The organism is Collinsella sp. BA40 (genome assembly GCF_008014645.1).
Classification (GTDB): domain Bacteria; phylum Actinomycetota; class Coriobacteriia; order Coriobacteriales; family Coriobacteriaceae; genus Collinsella.
Window position 1 is genome coordinate 23066 of sequence record NZ_VOWY01000014.1, and the last position, 21953, is coordinate 45018.

Below are 21953 nucleotides of genomic sequence, written 5' to 3' on the forward strand. Positions count from 1 at the left end.
GAAGGGGAGTTATGGGGAGAAGTCGAAAGGGAGGCCGCAAGGGTCCGATGCGGTCGAAGCGCGCGTCGGGCCTGGTTGGCGTGGTCAGGGTGTCCGAGCATGCGGGCTTCGTCGAGACGGCCGAGGGGGCCTATCGGCTGACGGGGCGCGGGCTGCGCGACGCCATGCCCGGAGACCGCGTGTACGCGAGCGTGGGGCGGGGTCCCAAGGGCGAGCGCCGCGCGGTCGTCGAGCACGTGATCGAGCGCGCGACGTCCACCGTGGTGGGCACCTATGACGTGGCGAGCCCGCTTGGCATCGTTCGTCCGCTCGATACGCGTATCAAGCATGATTTCTTCGTGCTTCCCACCGACGATTCGCCCGCGTGCCTCGGCGTGGAGCCGGGCGATATCGTGTCGGCGCGCATCGAGGTGTATCCCAACCGCGTGGAATCGGGTATCGTCACGCTCGAGCGCCGCATCGGCGACGCCACCGCGCCCGATTTGGGCATAGCGTGCGTTATGGCCCGCTACGACCTTTCGGACGGCTACCCCGCATCTCCAGCCGAAGAGGCCCGGGGGCTCGCGCTGGACGTCGATGGGGCCCTGGCCGATCCGCTGCGGCGCGATATCCGCGATCGCTTCGTTATAACGATCGACCCGGTCGATGCGCGCGATTTCGACGACGCCATCTCGCTCGAGCCGCGTGATGACGGCGGCTGCTGCCTGGGTGTCCACATCGCCGACGTATCGCACTACGTCGCATGGGAGTCGGGAATCGACCTGGAGGCGCGCCGCCGCTCCACTTCGGTATACCTTGCCGACCGCGTGCTGCCCATGCTTCCCGAGCGTCTGTGCAACGACCTGTGTTCGCTGGTACCCGATGAAGACCGCCTGGCGTTTTCCGTTGACATCGAGCTTGATGCCCGCGGCCGCGTGCGCTCCTACGAGTGCTATCCCAGTGTTATCCGTTCGCGCGTGCGCCTGGATTACGGCGCCGCGGACCTGCTGCTGCGCGATGCTTCGAATCCAGTGGATGGAGATGCCGAGCCCGCTGTGGACGAGGTCGTCTGCGCGCATGCCGCCGCGGCCGTCGAGGCGGCCGCGCGCTTCGGCGTGGACCTGCCCGTCTTCCTGGGCCGGGCTGCCGGGGTCGCCGAGGCGCGTCGGCTTCTACGCCGGAAGCGCGGCTCCATCGATTTCGAAACCGTGGAGGTACATGCCCTGCTGGACGAGGCCGGCCTGCCGGTGCGCATCGTGAATCGCGCCCGTACGTGCGCGACCTCGCTGGTCGAGGAGGCCATGCTTTTGGCTAACGAGTGCGTTGCCGAGCGCCTTGCCGACGAGGGCGCCGTGGCGGCATTTCGAGTGCACGAGCCGCCGCTCGAAGACAACCTCGTGGCCGCCGCTCGCGTTTTGGTGGAGATCGGCGCGCTCGATGGCGAGCAGGCCCTCGCGCTCGAGTCGGCCGATCCGCATGCCATCGCTGCCGCGCTCGATGCGGTGCGCTCGACGCCCTGCGAGGCGCTTGCCAACGCCCTGTTGCTGCGCGCCATGCAGCGCGCCCTCTACAAGCCGCACAACGAAGGGCACTATGCGCTGGGCGCGCCTGCATACTGCCATTTCACCAGCCCCATCCGCCGCTACCCCGACCTGCTCGTCCATCGCGCGCTCAAGCTTTCGCTGGCACGCGAGCATCTGGGCAGAAAGGCTGCGGCGGAGCGACGTCGCCTGCTTACGGGTACGGGCGCGCAGGCGCTCGACGCCATCGCCCCGCAGCTCTGCCGCCATGCGAGCGAGCGCGAGCGCCTCGCCGACGCCGCCGCGCACGCCACCCAGAAGATCAAGGTGGCGCAGTATTATGGCGATCGAATCGGGCAGCGCGCTTCGGGCACCATCTCGTGGATGGACCAGACGGGCATCTACGTGCGCCTGGACGACACCGGCGCCGAGGGGCTGGTGCGCCTGCGCGGCCTGGGCGGCGAGTGGTGGGAGTTCGACGAGCGCTCGCTCACCCTTACCGGGTCTTCTACCGGTACGGTCATCACGCTCGGCCGACGCGTCGCCGTAGAGGTCGCGCGCGTCAACGTGCTGCGCGGCCGTCTCGACCTGATGCTTGTCGGCTTGCCGTCCGCGTCCGAATGACCTCGCCCAGCGCCTGCGCGCTGCGCTACACTACAACCTATTGCGATAAGGAGGCCCCATGGATTTCCCCATAGATGCACATGATGTCGAATATGCCGAGAACTTCTTGGCATCCGGAGATATGGTAACCGCGTTCCCGCTCCTGAAGCGCCTCGCCGAGATGGTCGAGGAGTACGCAGAGACGGAATGCGTGGCAAACGATACGACCCAATGGTTCAGCTTCAACGACGCCTTCGAGCGCTTGGCATACCGACGCGTCGAGAAGGATCCGCGCGAGCTCATCCAGGTTCCCGCTCCGGTGGACCGCCTGTACAGCGCGCTCTCCTTCGCCTATATCCGACAGCAGGATTGGATCTCTGCGCGCGATGCGCTCATGCAGGCCGTGCGCTGGAACCCTATGAATTGCAACTACCGCCTCGACCTGGCCGAGATCTTCCGCGCGCTGGAGGATACGCAGGAGTGGGCGTCGCTGAGCTATTCGGTGATCGAGCGCGCATCCGACGGCCGTTCGGCCGCGCGCGCGTACGCGAACCTCGGCCAGTTCTTCCTCGACGAGGATAAGCCGAGCGCGGCCGCGGGCTGCACGCGCCTCGCGGTGAGCCTTGCGGCTGCCGACCAGCGCGTGGTGCGCCTGCAGAACCGCATCATGGCCGAGCATCCCGAGGCCATGGAGGAGTCGGACGCGCATGTGATGGGCGAGCTCTCCCTGGAGGGGATCCCTACCGCCCCCAGCGCGGATATCGCCGTTTGCCTGCTTATGTGCGCCAGCGACGCTGCCCGCGAGGGAGACGCCCAGCAGGCCACCTCCCTCACCGTGCGGGCGAACAACCTCATCGGCGAGGAGGCGTGCCGTGCGTTGGTCAAGCTCATCCACGAATCCGATGCCGAGCTCGCGCAGGAGCGCTCGCACGACGGCGCCGGGAACGGGGAGTAGGCCATGCCGAGCGAGAAGAAGCGCAAGACCATCGCCAAGAACCGCTCCGCGCACCATGAGTACTTCATCGACGAGACCTTTGAGTGCGGCATCGAGCTCGCTGGTACCGAGGTGCGCAGCCTCCGCGAGCGCGCCTGCCAGATCACCGATACCTTCGTGCTCATCCGCAATCGCGAGTGCTGGCTCATCGGCGTGCACATCCATCCCTATTCGCATGGATCGATCTTCAACCGCGACCCCGATCGCCGTCGTAAGCTGCTGCTCCATCGCAAGGAGATCGACTACCTGGATGGCAAGCTGCGCAACAGGGGCTACGCCCTGGTGCCGCTCGAGCTGTACTTCGATGACAACGGCCGCGTGAAGCTCCTGCTGGGGCTGGGTCGCGGTAAAAAGCTCTACGACAAGCGCGAGGATATGGCGAAGCGCGATATGCAGCGCGAGATCGACCGGGCCCTCAAGGCGCGTAGCAGATAGCGCGTACTCGCCGCCGTGACATGCTTCAGCCCATCGATTCGCTGGGGCTACGCGAGCGCGGCGGCGTTATCATTGCGGTATGCAGGGCCGTTTTGGCACGATGCCTGATCGAGAGGAGATTGGCATGGATATGACGGCGTTCTTTACCATGAGCTACGGACTGTACGTGGTGTCCGCGACAGCCGGCGACGAGCGCGCGGGGTGCGTGATCAACACCGCGACGCAGGTGACGGCGGAGCCGCCGCGTCTTATGGTGGCGGTGCACAAGGATAACTGCACGGCGCGGGTGATCAGGGAGGCCGGAACCTTTACCGTGACGGCCATCGATCAGACCGCCGACATGCCCTACATCGGCAATTTTGGCTTTAGGACGAGCGATACGTATAACAAGTTCGAGAAGTACGAGGTGGCCGAGTCCGCTACGGGCGACGCATATTCCCCCGAGCATGCGTGCGCCGTGTTCGCCTGCCGCCTGGCCGATACGGTAGATGTGAGTACGCATTACCTGTTCATCGGCGACGTCGTGGAGGCGGAGCGCCTCTCTGACGAGCCGCCGCTCACCTACGCCTACTATCACAGCACGTTGAAGGGGAAGACCCCGCCCAAGGCATCGTCGTACCAGGGGTAGGCCCGTATCGGCGACGACGCGCGCCGTGTTCGATGGCGAGCGTCGGGGGATTCGCGTTTTGAGTTTCTTATAGGAAACTCTTGATTAAACGTTACCGTACGTGTAACAATAATGGCAGCCAATGGAGTTTGGAAATCGTGGTTTGCCGGGATAGCGAGCCGAATCGATGGATATACTTCTACTAATGTCAATTCGCCTGCGAAAGGAAGGTTCGTCATGAGCGACGAGAAGACCTACAAGTTTGTTTGTGTTGTTTGCGGCTTCGAGGTCGAGGTCGACACCCCCGAGCTTCCCGAGGACTACGTCTGCCCCGTCTGCGGCGTCGGTCCCGATGAGTTCGAGGCTGTTGAGGAGTAACAACTCCGAAGCACATATGCTGAGGAAGCGTCCGCCCGTTTGGGTGGGCGCTTTTTTAATGTGGCGGGACCGTGGCGGCGCGCGGGTGATCTGGGATTCTCGTTGGATGGGCCGTGGTTCGATCCCGACCATGCGATGTCGAGCCTGCATACCAGACCGGCTGGCGAGGCATGGAGGCCAGGAGTCCAACATGGTTGTTGGGGCCGTGTTTGATTCCGTTGAGCGGCTCGTCCGATAGTTCGAATCGGGTCCATTGCGGACAGCGCGCGCATCGTAGGCTGGTTCTTACGGGATCGCATGAGCGTGAGGAGGCCGGATGGATGCGTTTCGGATAGCCAAGGACGATGTTGACCAGATGGCGGCATATTGGATGGCTCGAAAAGACGAGCTGATGGGGATGACGGGTGACTTCTTCGCATCCCTGATCGATCCAGCATTCGCGTATGAGGAGGAACCGGATGATTTGATGTCGGTGCAGTTCAATATCTGCTATACCGAGTGGTTGCTCTTTGAATGCAAGCTGCTGGGTGGCTATACGCCTCTGATGGCGTATGTGGACCAACCGCCGAGCTACGTGGATACCGATGCGCTCGACAGTTTACGCGAGGTGGTGCGGACACAGTTCTTTTCGCGCTTTGCGATCCTTGAAAAGCGGAAGCGCGCCGGCATGGCGACGTTGCGCGATGTCATGGACGGACGGTGCTACGAGGTGTTCGACCCGCACCTGTGCTCGATTGATGGCTGGAAGGACGGGACGATCGCCTTGCGCATCGCACGCGTGGACGGTGTTTGGCAGACGGTGGGACAGGTGTGCATGTACGACCGCGCTCCGGAGGCTGCGACGCGGCGCGATGGCCCCGGCTGCGTTCATGAGGAGGATCGAGATACGCGGCCGTATCTGAGCGAGATGGGCTTCTTCATTCGGTTCGTATACGACGTGTTCTCGATCGACGGGCGCTACCATCATACGATGCGTCTGCGGCAGACGGATGCCGGCGCGGCGCTGCGCCGCGAGATCGAGGCGCGCCGGCATGGTCTGGACGGCCCTGCTGGTTAAGCGGGCGTGCCATAGCGCGGCGCTCCCGCTGTGATGGCATCCGTCGTGTTGGCGCCACCGCTTTTCGAGCCGGTTGCCTGCTAGCGCGTGTAGATGCTGTCGAGGGGCTGGGCTATGATCCAGTCGAGTTCAGCATCGAGTTCGGAGATGTGCTTGGCGCGCAGGCCGTCGGCGAGTTCGCCGCGCACCATGACGTGGGTGACGTCGCGCAGGGCTGATAGGTCGTCGAGCGGGTTGCGCTGCGTGGTGATGATGTTGGCTTCTTTCCCGACCTCGATAGAGCCGGTGGTATGTCCGAGGCCAAGGAGCTCGGCGTTGCCGAGCGTGGCGCGGTGGAGCGCGAAGGCGTTGGATGCACCGGTGTAGTTGGCGAAGTAGGCGATTTCACGCCACATGTCGTACTGGGTGACATACGGGCAGCTTGAATCGGTTCCGAGGCCTATGGGGATGCCGGCTTCGAGTGCTTGGCGAGCGCTTTGGATGATGCCGGCGCAGACGATGTCGCCATTGATCTTCTGGACCTCGGTGGAGCGCGTCTTTTCGGGGTCGAGCTTGGCGAACGGCAGAGCGGGGGAGATGGTGCAGGTAAGGGATGCGGGCCGGCCGTGCAGCTGGTGGGCGCTACGTTGGTAGAGCTCGATGATCTGCGGCGTCATGGGGGCGCCGTGCTCGATGGTGTCGACGCCCGCTTCGAGCGCGACCCGAACGCCTTCGGTGCTTTCGACATGGGCCATGACGGGCAGGCCGAGGCTGTGTGCAGCCCCGCATGCCGCCGCCGCGATATCCGGCTGCATGCGCAGGACGCCTGGTTCGCCGGGCTCGACTGCGTCGAACACGCCGCCGGTGACGAAGAGCTTGATGACGTCGGCGCCGCGCGCGACGAGTTCTTGGACCTGTGCGGCGGCTTCGCGGGGCGTGGTGACGATGCTGGCGAATAGCCCGGCGCCATGGCCCTGGGGAACGGTGATGCCGCAGCCGGGGGCGATGATGCGCGGTCCGAGATAGTTGCCGGCATTGATGGCATCGCGCACGGCTATGTCGCACATGAGCGGGTCGCCCGCACCGCGGAGCGTGGTAACGCCGCTGGCGAGCTGGGTTTGCGCGCTGCTTTTGAGAATGCGGCGGACGATGGCGCGGCCGAGTTTGTTGTCGAAGCGTTTCATGAGCGCGCCCGCGTTGCCCGCGGAGACGGGCTTGCCCGATCCGCACAGGTGGACGTGCATGTTGATGAGGCCGGGCATGAGGTAGGCGCCATCGACGTCGATGATCTGGGCGTCGCGCGGGATGGGCGCGCGATCGTCGGGACCCACATAGGTGATGGACCCTCGCTCGACGATGACGGTGGTGTTTGGGATGGGCTGCATCTCGGGACGGCCGTCGAGTACGTTGGCATGTATGAAGGCGTAGCGGGGGGATTGGGTGGCCATGGGGTCCGAGCTTTCTCTTGGGGCTTCATCGTTGTGATTGCGTGCAGATGACGGATGCATACGTGTGGTTTAGTGTACACCCGTTGCCCATCGGGCTTGAAAACGGATGCTACGGATGCTGGAAGGGGACTTATGTACGAGGCGCTGCGCTACGAAAAGCGGCCGTCGGTCTGCGTGAGACCGACGGCCGCTGGACGCATGCGTATGCACGGAGATTATCAGGATTGTTTCTCTACCTTGGTGCCGCACTTGGGGCATGTGACGCGGATACGGCCCTTGCCGCGCGGGACGGAGAGGATGGAGCCGCAGCTCTTGCAGCGGAAGAACAGATTGTCGTTGCGCTCGCGCCACATACGCTGGGCGGTGCGCTTGGCGCGGTTGAATTCGACGCCTGCTTGCGGAGCGGCGGAGCTGGCGGAGCGGCTCGATGCCGCCGCGCCCTTGCCCTGCGAAAGGGGCGCCAGGAACGAGCCGACAGCGGGGACCTTGGCGACGAGGTCGAGGTACACGGCGTTCTCGCGCTTGCGCGCGGCGATGTTCTTGGAGAAGGCGCGGAGCAGCGCGATGATGACCACCGCCAGGGCGATCCATGTGAGAACGGAAAGCTTGGCGAGCGACCCGATGAGGGCGAGCAGCATACTCAGGACGCCGAGGCCGATGGTGAGGTCGTCGACGCCGTAGCGATCTTTCATAAATTCTTGCATGAGTGGCTCCTTATACAGCGGCTAGCTTCACAGCTATACCCCATGCTACGACATATGGGCGCAAGGCGTCATCAAAAGTGCAAAACGACCATCCGCTTGGAGCGGGATGGTCGTTGTGACGATGATGCCGCCCGGGCTATTTGGCGAGCTTTTCGATGATGCGCTCGACCTCCTCGATCTTCTGGGCGCGTTCTTGCTCGGACCCCGAGGATGCGGCCTCGGCGACGCAGTGCTCGATGTGCGCCTTGAGGACGTCGGCGTTGATGCGGCCGATCAGCGATTGCGTTGCCATGAGCTGTGTTGATATATCGATGCAATAGCGATCGTCCTCGACCATTTTGATGATGCCGTCCATCTGGCCGCGCGCGGTTTTAAGCAGGCGCAGCGTGCGTTCGCGGTCTGCCATCATGGGCTGCCCCTATGCGACTTCGATGGAGACGATGCGGAAGGTGGTGCCCGCGGATGCAAACGCGCCGGCCAGCTCATCGGCGTGGAGCTGGCGCGCGGACTCGACGATGACGGTCTGGGTCTCATGATCGGCTTCGGCGTCGGTGACGCCGGGAAGCTTCAGCAGCTCGGTTTCGACGGCGGCGTCGCAGTGTCCGCACATGAGGCCCTCGGTAGCGATGCGGTATTCCATGATGGTTCCTTTCTTTCTACGACGGAGCTGGGTCCGTCGCCTTGTGGAGCAAAGGGTGCGCTAGGAGCGCGGCTCGAATCGGTGCAGGCGCAGGGCGTTTCCCACGACGCAGAGCGACGAGAGACTCATGGCCGCCGCGCCGAACATGGGCGAGAGCTGCCAGCCGAGCCAGGGAAAGAAGACGCCGGCGGCCAGCGGGATGCCGAGGGAATTGTAGAACAGCGCCCAGAAAAGGTCCTGCTTGATGTTCCTGATGACGGCGCGGGACAATTCGATGGCGCGCGCGACGTCGACGAGGTCGCCGTGCATGAGGATGACGTCGGCGCCGTCTTTGGCGATATCGGCGCCCGTTCCGATGGCGATGCCGACATCGGCCCGTGCGAGGGCGGGGGAGTCGTTGATTCCGTCGCCCACCATGGCGACGCGCCGACCGGCGTTCTGCATCTCGCGCACGACGCGCTCCTTATCTTGGGGGAGCACGTCGGCGATGACGCTGGCGATGCCGACGCGGCGGGCTATAGCGTGCGCTGTGAGCTCGTTGTCGCCGGTGAGCATGAGTGCTTCGACCCCGAGGGCGTCGAGGGCGCGAACGGCCGCGGCGCTCGTGGGCTTGATTTCGTCGGCGACGGTGATCGTGCCCACGAGCTCCCCGTTTTTTGCAAAGAAGAGCGGCGATTCCCCCTCGCGGGCGAAGCTGTCGCGGGCTTGCTCGTCGACGGCGATTCCAAGGTCGGCCATGAGCCGGGCGTTGCCCGCCGCGATAGCGTTTGCGCCCTCGCGTGCCGTGACGCCCCGGCCCGGAACGGCTTGGAAGTCATCGACCGTGCGGGCGACGATGCCGCGCTCGTCGGCATAGGCCATGATGGCCTCGGCAAGAGGATGCTCGCTGCGTTTTTCCAGCGCTGCTGCGAGTTTGATCAGCCCCTTTTCGGTTATGGCGGCGGAGCCGTCCGGGCGGCGCGCGGGGATGACGCGAGCGACGACGGGCGCGCCCTGTGTGATGGTGCCGGTCTTGTCGAGAACGACGGCGTCGACGGACTGCAGGGCTTCGAGCGCTTCGGCCGTTTTGAACAGGACGCCCATCTCGGCGCCTTTACCGGTGCCCACCATGATGGCGACGGGCGTGGCAAGGCCCAGCGCGCATGGACAGCTGATGACGACGACGGCGACGGCCGCGGTGAGCGCTTCGTTGGCGTCGCCGGTTATGACGAGCCAGGCGACGAGCGTGATGAGGGCGATGGCGAGTACGGCGGGAACGAAAACGCCGGCGACGCGGTCGGCGATGCGGGCGATGGGCGCCTTGGTGGCGTTGGCGTCCTCGACGAGTTTGATGATCTGCGCGAGTCCGGTGTCGTCGCCCACGCGCGTTGCACGGAAGGTGAACGATCCGTTCTTGTTGATGGTTGCGGCGTTTACCGGATCGCCGGGCCGTTTCTCCCGCGGGATCGGCTCGCCCGTGAGAGCGCTTTCGTCGACGGAGCTCGTTCCGTCCAGCACGATTCCGTCGACGGCGATGGCCTCGCCGGGGCGTACGAGCACGACGTCGCCGGGCTTCAGGTTGTCTGCCGGGATAGTGCGCGTGTCGCCGCTGGCGTCGACCACGGTAGCCGTCTTCGGTGCGAGGTCGATGAGCTTCTCGATCGCGCCTCCCGTTTTTGACTTCGCCCTGGTTTCAAGGTATTTGCCCACGGTGACCAGGGTGAGGATCGTGCCGGCGCTCTCGAAATAGAGGTTGTCCATCGCGGTTTGCGCGGCGCCGTGCACATCGCCGCTGGCTAGCTGCTCGGCCATGAGGAGCAGGGCGTATACGGACCAGGCGATGCTCGCCCCCGATCCGATGGCGATGAGCGCGTCCATGGTGGGCGCGCGGTGGAGAAGGGATAGGAAGCCGTTTTTGAAGTACGCGCGATTCGCGAAGACGATGGGGATGAGCAGCAACAGCTCCACGAGGGCGAGCGTCATGGCATGGTCGTGGTCGGCGAGAGGGGCGGGCAGCGGCCATCCGAGCATATGCCCCATGCCGATATAGAAAAGCGGGATGAGGAACACGAGGGAGACGACGAGGCGGGTGCGCATAGCGCGCGCGGTCTCCTCGAGCTTCTTCGTGGGGGATGCGGTCCGGGTGGACGCCGTGCGCCCTTGGGTTCCCGGGACCGGCTCGCGTGGTGTGGAGCCGTATCCGGCATGATCGACCGCAGAACAGATACGCTGCGCGTCGACGAGCGAATCGTCGAAGTCGACGGTCATGGAGCCGGCGAGCAGGTTGACGGAGACGTCTGCCACGCCGTCGAGGCGGGCGACTGCTTTTTCCACGTGCGCCTGGCATGCGGCGCAGGTCATGCCGGTGACGTCGAAGGTTTTACGTGCCATCACGGCCTCCTTTCTATTGTTTACCGATGCTTACTATAGCAGACCACACCCCTGGGGGGTGTGTAGGAATGACCACAGGCCGGCAAACGTGGGAATTGGGTGCGTATTGCGATACGCGCGCGGGACATGCCGTTCGCCACCATATACTAGCCGTTGGCGGAATCTGCTCCCTTGCCCCGCGCTCTGGCGCGGCTGGCAAATCTGCCCGTGCGCGGTTCGTCCTTACCGCTTGCACGTCGTTTTGATATCACGCTTACCTGCGGCTGCGCATGTGAGCCCCCAGTATGGGCGCGCCGCCGCCAGAATGGAACAATTGCATGACTGCACAGAATGAAGAGGTCCTGCAGGACACCGAGAACCTGCAGGTCGAAAACGCTGTCGATGAGACGCCCGCGAGCTTCGAGGGGCTCGGCCTCTCCGACGAGGTTCTCGCTGCCATCGAGGATCTTGGCTATGAATCCGCTACCCCCATCCAGGCGGGCGCCATCCCCCAGGTGCTCGCCGGTCGCGACCTGCTCGCCGCCGCCCAGACCGGCACCGGCAAGACGGCCGCCTTCCTGCTGCCGACGATGAGCACCCTGCCGCGCGTGAAGCGCGCCCGCGGTCGCGCGATGTCCGTGGGCTGCGGTCCGCGCATGCTGATCGTTACGCCGACGCGCGAGCTGGCGCAGCAGATCGATTCCGTATGCAAGAAGATCGCCTACCATACGCGCCATACGGCCGTGACCGTGGTGGGCGGCGTGTCGTATAACCCGCAGAAGAGCGCCCTCAGGCGCGGCTGCGATATCCTCGTGGCAACGCCCGGCCGCCTGGTCGACCTCATCGAGCAGGGCGCCTGCATGCTCGACGAGGTGCAGGTCCTCGTCCTCGACGAGGCCGATCGCATGCTCGACATGGGCTTTTTGCCCGCGGTGCGCCAGATCGTTGGTCAGACGCGCGCCGACCGCCAGACCCTGCTGTTTTCGGCGACGCTCGACGAGAAGGAAGTCGGTGCCATCACCTCGCTGGTAAACGATCCCGCCCGCGTCGAGATCGCTCCGGCCACCTCCACGGCCGAGACCGTCGACCAGTTCCTGCTGCCCGTTTCCGGCGACGCCAAGAACGGCGTGCTCACCGAGATCCTCAAGCGCGAGGGGACCGAGCGCGTCATCGTGTTCACGCGTACGAAGCGCCGCGCCGACACCTGCTGCCGCCGTTTGGAGCGCGCGGGTATTTCCTGCGCCGCGATTCATGGCGACCGCAGCCAGGCCCAGCGCGAGCGCGCGTTGAAGGCGTTCCGCCAGGGTCGCTGCGACGTGCTGGTGGCGACCGACGTCCTGGCGCGCGGTATCGACGTCACCGACGTGCGCTACGTGGTGAACTTCGACGTACCCGAGGAGCCCGTGGACTATATCCACCGCATCGGCCGCACGGGCCGCGCCGGCGAGATGGGCTGGGCGCTCACGATCGTGACTTCGCAGGATATCGATGAGTTCTTCGACATCGAGGCGCTGATGGGCAAAACCGCCGACCTGTACGACGCCGAGGGCCTCGATGTGGGCGTGGGCGCCCCCGTGGTCGATCCGGACCGCGTCCCCGCCTCCAAGCCCGCGGGCAAGAAGGCCAAGAAGCGTCGTCGCGCCAAGGCCGAGGCGCGCTCCGAGCGCTCGGGCAACAGGGGCGGCCGCGGCCGTTCGGCCGATAGCGAGCGCACGGGTCGCAGCGGCGGCGCGGGCGAGCGTTCCCGCGCCGAGCGCGGTGGCCGTGCCGAGCGCGCCGCCGTAGCGGGTTCTGACGATAAGCGCTTCGAGCGTCCCGAGGGTCCGCACGACGAGGCTGCGGCCGAGGCTCCCAAGCCCTCGCGCCGCAAGCGTGCGGGCAAGACGCGCGTTCGCGCAGAAGAGGCGACGACGGCGGAACGCGTCGAACGGCCGCGCAAGGAGGGTCGTCCGTCCGGTCGCGGCGGTCGCTCCAAGGGCGCCTCGAGCGGTCCCGCGCTGCGCGCCCGGGCAGCCGGGGTGTATTTCGGCGAGGTCGAACAGGACGGCGGCCGTGCTCGCGATGAGCACCGTCGTTCCGGCAACGACCGTTCCCGCTCCGAGCGCGGTCAGCGCTCGCGCGGTAAGCGCGACGCTGGCGGATATCGCTCCGACCGTCCGAATCGCACGCGCAACGGCGAGGAAGTGCTGGCGTCTCCGCGCGATAAACGCGATACGTGGCGCAATTACGACGAGCCGAGCGAGCGGCGTGGTCGCGGCGGCGCCCGCGGCGGGCGCGCCGGCGGTCGCGACAACCGCGGCAGCTATGCCCCGCGTGGCGGCAGCCGTCGCCCGGGGGACCGCGGCGGACGTCGATAGGCTATAGACCGTACGGCCGGATAGGGTGCGCCCTATCCGGCCGTTTGCGTCTTCGGGTGCGACGTCGGCTGTCATTTCGTGTCAACCTATCGCGCCTTGGGGTATTCTCATCGCAACGAATCATACGGGGAAAGGGGCATTATGGATTTCGAGTGTCGGGACGGTCGCCACGCGCCCATGCCCTCCGAGTCGGATGGCGGGTCCGTCCACGAGGGCACGGCGCCTGCCTCGCGCGCCCGCGCCTTCATCGCCTGGACGCTTGCCGTAGTCGGCACGACGGCGGCCGTGTTGGGCGCTATGGGCGTCGTCAGCGTCCTGGCCGCGATGCTCGCCACGTGTGTGATGGACGGCGCCGTCTCCGTTTCGGCGGATACGCTCGATCCGTTCGCCATGGATATCGGCGTGCTCGTCGCCCAGCTTTCGGTCATTGCGATCACGCTGCCGTGGTGGCGCCAGGTGCTCGCGCGTTCGCTCGTAAGCACTCGTTGCCGCTCCTTGCCGCGGAGGTCGACTGCCGATGTGCTTCGCGCCTGGGTTTCGCTGCTGCTTTTGGGGCTCGGCCTCCAGGTGGTCATCAGTTTGCTGCTCACCCTTGTATCGCTGATCGCGCCGGTGCTCATCGAGGATTACAACGAGCTGATGGAGGATGCCGGCATCGGCGTGTTGAGTCCGCTTAACGTCTTGACTACGGTTATCCTAGCCCCCGTGTCCGAGGAGATCGTATGTCGCGGCATCCTGCTTGAGTACGGTTTGCGGGCGGCGAGCCCCGTATGGCGCTCGCGCGTCGGCGCGCGCGACACCTCCGTGGGCGCGGTCGCGTTCCTAGCTGGCAATGCGCTGCAGGCTGCGGCGTTCGGCTTCATGCATCTCAACATCGTTCAAGGCGCATATGCGTTCGCGCTTGGCTTGATCTTGGGTTGGGTGTATTGGAAGACGGGTAAACTGCGCTACGCCGTCGGCCTGCATCTGGCGGTGAACGCGTCCTCGTTCCTGATCGACCCGCTGTTCGAGCTGAGCGCGTGGCTGCCCGAGTTGGTGGGGACGACGTGGTTCCTGGTGATCGGCATGGGTTCCCTGGTCGGCGGTGCGTTGCTGTTCGCGCGCGTCTGGTGCTCCGGCGCCCCTGCCGCCCCCGCGTCTCCCGTCGCTTCGCTCGACGGCGCATCGACCGGCGAGCAGCCGGCCCCTGTCGCTTGCAACGAGGACGTGCTCGGCCCAGAGTGATGCCAGGGGAGCGGGTTCGCCTGCCGCGCGCCTACCCCTTGCTTGCGAATGATTTCGGCCCCGCCGCCTTCCGTCCGATCGTGACGAAGGGCGGCGGGGTCGTTTTTAATGCCGGTTGGCGCCCTGGCGGCCCTGTGCGGCGCGGTTGCGCGCGTGCGGGTTGGTGCCCGCCGCGCCCTTGCCCGTGCGCCCGTAGGCGCCGCCCTTGCCGGCTGCGTTGCCGCCCGCATGCCCGTATCCGCCGCGTTTGCCGCCGTCGCGATTCTTGCCCGTGCCGCCCTTGGATCCGGAGCCCGCCGGTGGGACGGGGCGGATCAGGCACTTGGGTCCGTAGCCGATGAGGTCCTCGCGCCCGGCGCGCAGCAGCGCCTCGCGCACGAGCTTGTAGTTCTCGGGCTTGCGGTACTGGATGAGCGCGCGCTGCATGGCCTTCTCGTGCGGGTCGCGCGGGATATAGACGTTCTCCATGGTGCGCGGGTCCACGCCGGTGTAGAACATGCAGGTGGACATCGTCGACGGCGTGGGGTAGAAGTCCTGCACCTGCTCGGGCATGTAGCCCATGTCGCGCACGGCGCAGGCCAGCTCGACGGCCTCCTTCATGGTGGAGCCCGGATGGCTCGAGATGAGGTAGGGGACCACGTACTGCTTGAGGCCGTACTCGGCCGAGAGGCGCTCGAAGCGCTCGACGAAAGCGTCGTAGACCTCGCGGCGCGGCTTGCCCATCACGGAGAGGACGGCGTCGCTGACGTGCTCGGGCGCCAGGCGCAGCTGGCCGCTCACGTGGTGCTGCAGGAGCTCCACCAGGAACTTGTCGCTCGCGTCGGCCATGGTGTAGTCGAAGCGGATGCCGCTGCGCACGAAGACCTTCTTGATGCCGGGGATCTGTCGCAGGTCGCGCAGGAGCTCGGCGTACTCGTCCTCGTTCGTGTCCATGTTGCGGCAGACGCTCGGCCACAGGCAGCGGCGGTTCTTGCACACGCCGTGGGTGAGCTGCTTCTTGCAGGCGGGCTTGAAGAAGTTGGCGGTGGGGCCGCCCACGTCGTTGATGTAGCCCTTGAACTCGGGGTCGCGCGTGAGCGCTTCGGCCTCGCGGATGATGCTCTCGCGGCTGCGGACCTGCAGCATGCGGCCCTGGTGGAAGGCGAGCGCGCAGAAGGAGCACTCGCCGAAGCAGCCGCGGTTGCTGGAGATGGAGAAGCGGATCTCGTCGAACGCGGGGATGCCGCCGGCCGCGTCGTAGTCGGGGTGCCAGTGGCGCGCGTAGGGCAGCTCGGCCACCTCGTCCATCTCGGCGGTGGTGAGGGGCGCCGACGGCGGGTTCTGCACCACGTAGACGCCGTTGGGATACGGCTCGACCAGGCGCCCGCCGGTGATGGGGTCCATGTTCTGCTGCTGGATGTTGAAGCTGCGCGCGTAGGCGAGGCGGTCCGCCTCGAGCTCGTCCCAGGAGGGGAGCAGCTCGTAGTCGTAGACCTCGTCGAGCGCGCCCGCGCCGCTCGTGCGGTAGGCGGTGCCGTCCACGTAGGTGATCTGGCTCGCGGGCAGACCGCCGGCCAGCGCGTCGGCTATCTCGACGATCGCGTGCTCGCCCATGCCGTAGATCAGCAGGTCGGCGCCGGAGTCGAGCAGCACGGAGCGCTTGAGCTTGTCCTGCCAGTAGTCGTAGTGGGCCAGCCGCCGCAGGCTCGCCTCGATGCCTCCGATGATGATGGGCTTGTCCTTGTACGTGCGGCGGATGAGGTTGCCGTAGACCGTGACGGCGCGGTTGGGGCGCGCGCCCGCACGTCCACCGGGGGTGTAGGCGTCCTCGTGGCGCGGCTTCTTGTTGACGGTGTAGTGGTTGACCATCGAGTCCATGTTGCCCGCGGAGACGAGGAAGCCCAGGCGCGGCTCGCCCAGCGCGGAGATGCTCGCGGGGTCGGTCCAGTCGGGCTGGCAGATGATTCCGACGCGATATCCCGCGTGCTCGAGCACGCGCGAGATGATGGCCATGCCGAAGCTCGGGTGGTCGACGTAGGCGTCGCCGCAGACGTAGACGAAGTCGCAGGCGTCCCAGCCGCGCGCGTCCATGTCCGCGCGGGAGACGGGCAGGAAGGAATCGCGGGCGGGGCGGCCCTTGGGATGCACAGCGCGGCTGGCTACGGGCTGCTTTTGCTGCGGTCCGCGCACGTCGCGACCGTTGGCGTTCGCGGCCCGTCCCTGCGGGGCCGGGCCGTCGGGGCGTGCGCCGTCCGCGTGTCCGCGTGCGGTGTCGGCCTTAGGGCCCGCGGTTCGCTTGGAGCTCTTTTTGGGAGCGGAGGACGCGTGTTTATGGGAATGCTTGGACATGCTGCTCGCTTTCGTAGGAGTCGATCGCGTCCAAGCATACGCTATGCACGGGTCCCGCCATCGCTGCGGTGCTCAGGTCGATTCATAAACCGCAATTGCGGAGTCCTCAGCTGGCTCCGGTTTCTCCATGCGGCCATGTGGGCCGTGTGGCCCATCCAGCCTGCGCGGCCCGCTCGGCTAGAGGCGGGAGGCGCTCAGCCGCTGAAGTGCGGGCGGCAGCTCGTGGAGGGTGGGAAGCACTTCGGTGCAGAGGGCGCGGATCTCGGGCGTGGGCTCGTTGTAGTCGGGGACCATCAGCACGCGCATGCCCGCCGCGGCTCCCGCGCGCACGCCGTTGAAGGAGTCCTCCACGGCGATGCAGCGCGCGTTATCGACGTGGAGGCGGTCGGCGGCGACGAGGTAGACATCGGGGGCCGGTTTGTGGTGCTGGATATCCTCGTCGAATACGGCGACGTCGAAAAGCTCCATGAGTCCGAAGCGCTCCATGCTGGTGCGGGCGCGATCGCGCACGCTCGAGGTGGCGAGGGCGACGGCCGCGCCGGTTGCGCGCGCGGCGGCGACGGCTTCGGCGGCGCCGGGTTTGAGCTCGAGTTCGTCTTCCCAAGTGGCCTCGAAGATCTCGTGGCGACGGTCGAAGAGGCGGACCGTGAAGTCGGGGTCGCCGAACTCCTCGTCGATCATTTTCATGGCGTTGGGAATGCTGCAGCCTACGAAGGCGTGCAGGATGTGTTCGGGAATGACGATGTCGAAGTCGCGTGCCGCGGCGCGCCACGCCGCCTGGCTCACGCGCTCGGTATCCACGAGCGTGCCGTCCATATCGAATATGATCGCTTGCATCTGATGCGCTCCTCGTCTCGCAGGGTTCACTGCATGGTAGCAGCCCGGCTTTCATTGCGTGGCGATTTTTGGACTGGAATGCGCGATCTTGCCGATTTTTCCCATCGAATTTGAAAAACTCAGAGTAGCCAAGCAATCAGTAAGAAGAGAATGCCAGCTCATGGAATTGGAGCGAGCTTGTCATGCGGGGCAGTTTCGGGAGTTGATGGGAAAAGTCGTTAGGATTGCACTTCGCCGCGGCGATGCCCCTCTTCTCTCGTTGTCCCCACGCCGCGCTTGTATTCGATGGATGATTTCGATAGCGGCTATAAGCTTGCGCCATGATGGGATCCAGGTCTCGCCGACGTGCGAGTCTAACGGAAATCAAACGCCAATCTCCAACGTGGTCGCGCCGCGTTTCTGGAGCTCCGATCTTCCCGCCGGTGCCATCGTCGACACGCCCTTCGATTTTGCCGTGACGTCTCCCGTCCTCACTCTTTTGATGGTTTCCCCTTATGTATCCATCGTGCACCTCGCGCTTCTCATCTATGAGTTCGTGGGGACGTTTACCGTCTTCGCGCCGAGTCCCGAACTTGAAGAAATCTACCGGGAGGCGATAGGCGGCATAAGAAGAATCTCGTTGGATGATTGGGGCCGAGTCGCTTGCGATGTCATTGCCAAGGAGCGCGGCATCACTGCCGATCGGAGCGGGAGTGCCGCTGGGAGCGATCTCTGGAGCCGTCCGGCGCTCCTTACCCTCGATGAGCTCGATGCGTTCATCGAGGCGAACGCGGGGATGCATGGAATCAAGAACCTTGCTCTTGCCAGGAGGTATGTTACCGGCGTGACAGCCAGTCCGTTCGAGGCGCGCGCATCGGTCCTGCTGGCTTCTTCACGGGCCCTTGGCGGGGCGGGTTTTGCGGGCGTGCGGAACAACGTGAGAATCGACCTCGATGCAGACGCGCGGAAGATCTGCGGCTCATCATACGTAAAGGGCGACTTGGTATGGTCGGCGAGGGCTGGAAGGCCGCTTACGATCCTGGAGTGCCAAGGTGCGATGGTCCACGGTGGATGGGGTACGGCGGCAGCGGATGACGATCGGGCGCTCGCGCTGGAGAATATGGGGGCCAAGGTGGTGCGTATCACATATCGGCAGATTTCCGAGGAGCGTAGATGCGAGATCTTGATTTCGCACCTTGCGGAGATCCTTGGGGTCCGCCGCCGAACCATCGGCTTCGGCTCGAGCGCGCGCCGGTCCGCGGCGGCCCATGGCTAGACCGCGGCGGGCCGGCGCGCGTGGATCGCTACAGCAGGCTGCCGTAACGGCGGACGTAGATCGCCTTGACGGCGCCGCACAGCAGCAGATAGAGCGCCATGCAGGCGAGCAGCAGGCCGAAGAAGGGCAGCGGCAGCGGCTGCAAGCCAAGTGCTGCGTTGAGGCCTGGGATGTAGGGCAGGGCCGTGACCAGCGCCACGCCGCCCACGGTGAGCGCGGTAAGGGAGGCCGCCGGCTTGCTTCCGATAAAGGGTACGTGCTCGGTGCGCAGCATGTGCAGCACGAAGGTCTGGGTCCACATGGACTCGACGAACCAGCCGCTCTGGAAGACGGCGGCGAACAGGGCGATCTGCGCCGGGCTGGCCAGCTCGGCGAAGGGCGCCCCGACCACGAGGGGGCAGATGAAGAAGAACATCGCCGCGTAGGTGAGGATGTCGAAGACCGAGCTGGTGGGACCGAGCCACAGCATGAACGATACGATGGACTTGGCGTCCCAGGTCTTGGGCTCGCGCAGGAACTCGTCGTCGACGTTGTCCCAGGGGATCGCGGTGCAGCTGATGGTGTAGGCGACGCCGAGCAGCAGCAGCTGGAGCGCCGTCATGGGCAGGAAGGGGAGGAACGCGCTGGCGACCAGCACCGAGAACACGTTGCCGAAGTTCGAGCTCGCGGTGGTCTTGATGTACTTGATGGTGTTGCCGTAGGTGCGGCGGCCCTCCATGATGCCGCGGCCGAGCACGAGCAGGTCCTTCTTGAGCAAGATGATGTCGGCGCTCTCCTTGGCGATGTCGACGGCGGTGTCGACCGAGATGCCGCAGTCGCTGGCGCGCATGGCGGCCGCGTCGTTGATGCCGTCGCCCATGAAGCCAACAGTGTGCCCGCCGCGCTCGCGCAGCACGCTCACCACGCGCTGCTTCTGCAGCGGAGAGAGCTTGGCGAAGAGCTGCGTGCGCGCGGCGCGCTCGGCGAGCTCGGCGTCGTCCAACGCGTCGACCTCGTTGCCGAGCAGCATATTGGAGGGGTCGATGCCCACCTTGCGGCAGACCGCCGCGGCGACGCCCTCGTTATCGCCGGTGAGGACCTTCACGTTGACGCCGTACTCGGCCAGCGTCGCCACGGCGGCAGCGGCGCTCTCCTTGGGCGGATCGAGGAACGCCAGGTATCCGATGAGGACCATGTTGGATTCATCGGCAGTCGAGAAGGCGCCCGCCGGGCGCGGGCCGGTCTTTTGAGCCACCGCTATGACGCGCATGCCCTCGTCGTTGAAGCCGTGCACGCGTTCGATGACAAGCCGGCGCAGCTCGTCGGTGAGCGGCTGCACGCGGCCGTCGTACTCTACGTCGGTGCAGACCCCGAGGACCTCCTCGACCGCGCCCTTGGTGATGAGCTGCGTTTTGCCCGCGGCATCGGCCACGACGACGCTCATGAGGCGGCGCTCGAAGTCAAAGGGGATCTCGTCGACCTTGGTGTAGCGGCTGTCGATGCCGGCGTATGCGGCCTCGACGGCGGCGAGCTCGTCCATCTTCTCGATCACCGCGACATCGATGAGGTTCTTCAGGCCGGTCTGGTAATAGCTGTTGAGGTAGGCGTGGCGCAGGACGCGGTCGTCATCGCGGCCCATCACGTCCATGTGGCGCTCGAGGATGACCTTGTCTTGGGTGAGCGTGCCGGTCTTGTCCGTGCACAGTACATCCATGGCGCCCAGGTTCTGGATGGCGTTGATGTTCTTCACGATGACGTCGTGGCGCGACATGGTGGTAGCCCCGCGCGCAAGGCACGTGGTCACGATCACGGGCAGCATCTGCGGGGTGATCCCCACGGCGATGGAGATCGAGAACAGGAGCGCATCCAGCCAGTCGCCCTTGGTGAGGCCGTTCACAACGAACACGATGGGGCACATGATGAGCATGAACGCTACCAGGACGCGCGAGACGGCTGCGACGCCCACGTCGAAGCTGGTGCGCGCGGGCTTGGTGTCGAGCGCGCGGGCGACGCGACCGAGATAGGTGTGCCCGCCGGTGCAGAGCACGAGCGCGGTGGCGGAGCCGCTCTGCACGGTCGTTCCCGAGAAGGCGATGTTGGTGCAGTCGTCGATGGCGAGCGCGGTGCCGCGGCCGTGGTAGGGGATCTCGACGGCGTCGGCCGTCTTCTCGACCGGCTCGCTCTCGCCGGTGAGGGCGGCCTGCGTGATGAAGAGGTCCTTCGCGGCGATGATGCGCACGTCGGCGGGGACCATGTCGCCGGCGGAGAGGCGCACGATGTCGCCCGGGACGACGTCCTCCATGGGGATCTCGGTGCCCGCCGGACCGTCGCCCTCGCGCACCACGCAGCAGGTGGTGGTGACCATGTCTTTCAGCGCGCTGGCGGCGCTGACGCTCTTGGCTTCCTGCGTGAAGCGCAGCACGCCGGAGATGATCACCATGATGCCGATGATGATGGCGGTGGAGGGGTCGGCCTCGCCGGCGGGTGCGAGGATGACGTTGGTGTAGAGCGAGATGCCTACGAGGACGGCGAGGATGAGGGTGAAGGGGCTCACGAAGGATTCGGCGAGGCGCTTCAGCGCGCTGTCGTGCTCCTCCTCCTCCTCGACGATGTTCTTGCCGTAGGCGCCGGTGAGCTCGGCGGCGAGCGTGGGATCGAGGCCGTGCTCGCCGGTCCCGAACTGGGAGAAGAGCTCGCGGGGCTCGTGCGTCGCGGCGAACACGACGAGGCGGTCGAGCTCGCTGGTCTGGATGGTCTGCTTCTGGTTGCGCAGCTGGTGGAGCTGGTGGATCGTGCGCGTCAGCTTGGACATATCGCACCTCCTGTCGATGGGGCCTTCCGGATCGAGGGCCGTGTTGCCAAGAGAGGGTTGGAGTATGCCGCCGGCAGCCATGGCGCATGGGTCCGGCATGCTCGAACGAGGCCCGTGGGGCCGTTCACGCGTGCCGAAGCTATGCGATGAGGGCGCGCCGAAGGGGCGTGCACTCGGTATGGCGTGCTTGATGCGCCGTGCTATGGATCGATGTGCTGGGATGGGCTCGCTCGACGAGCGCGGGGTGCCGTGCCGTTAGAGCGGCAGGCCGTTGGCCCGATGCGCCCGCCCGGTGCGCAATCGATAGCGCGTCGCATTGCGGCTACTATGACTGGGAACGCTATCCATGGTGCACCTCCTTGCGGGCGGGGCTCGTGGCCGTTTAATTTAACCGACACGAATTATAGGTTTGGCGAGGGCGCCGTCAACGTCTACAAAACTCTTTCATGAATGTAAGGGAATTGTCGG

The 21953-nt window shown here is 65.7% G+C and carries 17 protein-coding genes; 9 read left to right on the top strand and 8 right to left on the bottom strand.

Annotation, left to right across the window (positions count from 1 at the left end; all coding sequences use genetic code 11):
- Nucleotides 1-47: 47 nt before the first annotated feature.
- From E4J93_RS06800 to E4J93_RS06825, 6 genes are all read left to right on the top strand, one after another.
- Complete coding sequence (locus E4J93_RS06800) at nucleotides 48-2123, top strand: ribonuclease R family protein (RefSeq protein ID WP_255431956.1); 2076 nt, start codon at nucleotides 48-50, stop codon at nucleotides 2121-2123.
- 58 nt (nucleotides 2124-2181) lie between these two features.
- A complete protein-coding gene (locus E4J93_RS06805) occupies nucleotides 2182-3057 on the top strand; it encodes a hypothetical protein (protein WP_147588715.1) in 876 nt (291 codons plus the stop codon).
- Between the two features lie 3 nt (nucleotides 3058-3060).
- The gene (smpB, locus tag E4J93_RS06810) at nucleotides 3061-3531 is read left to right on the top strand and encodes an SsrA-binding protein SmpB (protein ID WP_147588716.1); all 471 of its coding nucleotides are present in this window, start codon (nucleotides 3061-3063) and stop codon (nucleotides 3529-3531) included.
- 124 nt (nucleotides 3532-3655) lie between these two features.
- Complete coding sequence (locus E4J93_RS06815; RefSeq protein WP_147588717.1) at nucleotides 3656-4159, top strand: flavin reductase family protein; 504 nt, start codon at nucleotides 3656-3658, stop codon at nucleotides 4157-4159.
- A gap of 216 nt (nucleotides 4160-4375) precedes the next feature.
- A complete protein-coding gene (locus tag E4J93_RS06820; protein WP_147588718.1) occupies nucleotides 4376-4516 on the top strand; it encodes a rubredoxin-like domain-containing protein in 141 nt (46 codons plus the stop codon).
- A 316-nt stretch (nucleotides 4517-4832) separates the two neighbouring features.
- Nucleotides 4833-5573: a hypothetical protein gene (locus E4J93_RS06825; RefSeq protein WP_147588719.1), complete on the top strand. Its 741-nt coding sequence runs from the start codon at nucleotides 4833-4835 to the stop codon at nucleotides 5571-5573.
- 80 nt (nucleotides 5574-5653) lie between these two features.
- On the opposite strand, the gene E4J93_RS06830 is transcribed toward E4J93_RS06825, so the two are convergent.
- The 5 genes from E4J93_RS06830 to E4J93_RS06850 all read right to left on the bottom strand — a co-directional run bounded on the left by E4J93_RS06830 (nucleotide 5654) and on the right by E4J93_RS06850 (nucleotide 10714).
- A complete protein-coding gene (locus E4J93_RS06830) occupies nucleotides 5654-7000 on the bottom strand; it encodes an amidohydrolase family protein (protein WP_147588720.1) in 1347 nt (448 codons plus the stop codon).
- Nucleotides 7001-7218: 218 nt separating this feature from the next.
- The gene (locus E4J93_RS06835; protein WP_147588721.1) at nucleotides 7219-7704 is read right to left on the bottom strand and encodes a hypothetical protein; all 486 of its coding nucleotides are present in this window, start codon (nucleotides 7702-7704) and stop codon (nucleotides 7219-7221) included.
- A 136-nt stretch (nucleotides 7705-7840) separates the two neighbouring features.
- Nucleotides 7841-8113 carry a metal-sensing transcriptional repressor gene (locus E4J93_RS06840; protein WP_147588722.1) on the bottom strand — a complete coding sequence of 91 codons (273 nt, stop codon included), beginning with the start codon at nucleotides 8111-8113 and terminating at the stop codon, nucleotides 7841-7843.
- A 9-nt stretch (nucleotides 8114-8122) separates the two neighbouring features.
- On the bottom strand, nucleotides 8123-8344 hold the full coding sequence (locus tag E4J93_RS06845; protein WP_147588723.1) for a heavy-metal-associated domain-containing protein: 222 nt from the start codon (nucleotides 8342-8344) through the stop codon (nucleotides 8123-8125).
- A 60-nt stretch (nucleotides 8345-8404) separates the two neighbouring features.
- The gene (locus tag E4J93_RS06850; RefSeq protein ID WP_147588724.1) at nucleotides 8405-10714 is read right to left on the bottom strand and encodes a cation-translocating P-type ATPase; all 2310 of its coding nucleotides are present in this window, start codon (nucleotides 10712-10714) and stop codon (nucleotides 8405-8407) included.
- Nucleotides 10715-11031: 317 nt separating this feature from the next.
- On the opposite strand from E4J93_RS06850, the gene E4J93_RS06855 reads away from it, so the two are divergent.
- Both E4J93_RS06855 and E4J93_RS06860 read left to right on the top strand, forming a co-directional pair.
- A complete protein-coding gene (locus E4J93_RS06855) occupies nucleotides 11032-13050 on the top strand; it encodes a DEAD/DEAH box helicase (RefSeq protein WP_147588725.1) in 2019 nt (672 codons plus the stop codon).
- A gap of 141 nt (nucleotides 13051-13191) precedes the next feature.
- Nucleotides 13192-14274, top strand: coding sequence for a CPBP family intramembrane glutamic endopeptidase (locus E4J93_RS06860; RefSeq protein ID WP_147588726.1), 1083 nt, complete (start codon nucleotides 13192-13194; stop codon nucleotides 14272-14274).
- Between the two features lie 105 nt (nucleotides 14275-14379).
- Here E4J93_RS06860 and E4J93_RS06865 read toward each other — a convergent pair whose 3' ends face one another.
- A complete protein-coding gene (locus E4J93_RS06865; RefSeq protein ID WP_255431959.1) occupies nucleotides 14380-16602 on the bottom strand; it encodes a YgiQ family radical SAM protein in 2223 nt (740 codons plus the stop codon).
- A 177-nt stretch (nucleotides 16603-16779) separates the two neighbouring features.
- The gene (locus tag E4J93_RS06870; RefSeq protein WP_147588727.1) at nucleotides 16780-17439 is read right to left on the bottom strand and encodes an HAD family phosphatase; all 660 of its coding nucleotides are present in this window, start codon (nucleotides 17437-17439) and stop codon (nucleotides 16780-16782) included.
- A 205-nt stretch (nucleotides 17440-17644) separates the two neighbouring features.
- Here E4J93_RS06870 and E4J93_RS06875 point away from each other — a divergent pair, with 205 nt between their 5' ends.
- Nucleotides 17645-18694 (top strand): hypothetical protein, encoded by a 1050-nt coding sequence (locus E4J93_RS06875; RefSeq protein ID WP_147588728.1) that lies wholly within the window; start codon nucleotides 17645-17647, stop codon nucleotides 18692-18694.
- A gap of 28 nt (nucleotides 18695-18722) precedes the next feature.
- On the opposite strand, the gene mgtA is transcribed toward E4J93_RS06875, so the two are convergent.
- Nucleotides 18723-21485 (bottom strand): magnesium-translocating P-type ATPase, encoded by a 2763-nt coding sequence (gene mgtA / locus E4J93_RS06880; protein WP_147588729.1) that lies wholly within the window; start codon nucleotides 21483-21485, stop codon nucleotides 18723-18725.
- Nucleotides 21486-21953: the final 468 nt, after the last annotated feature.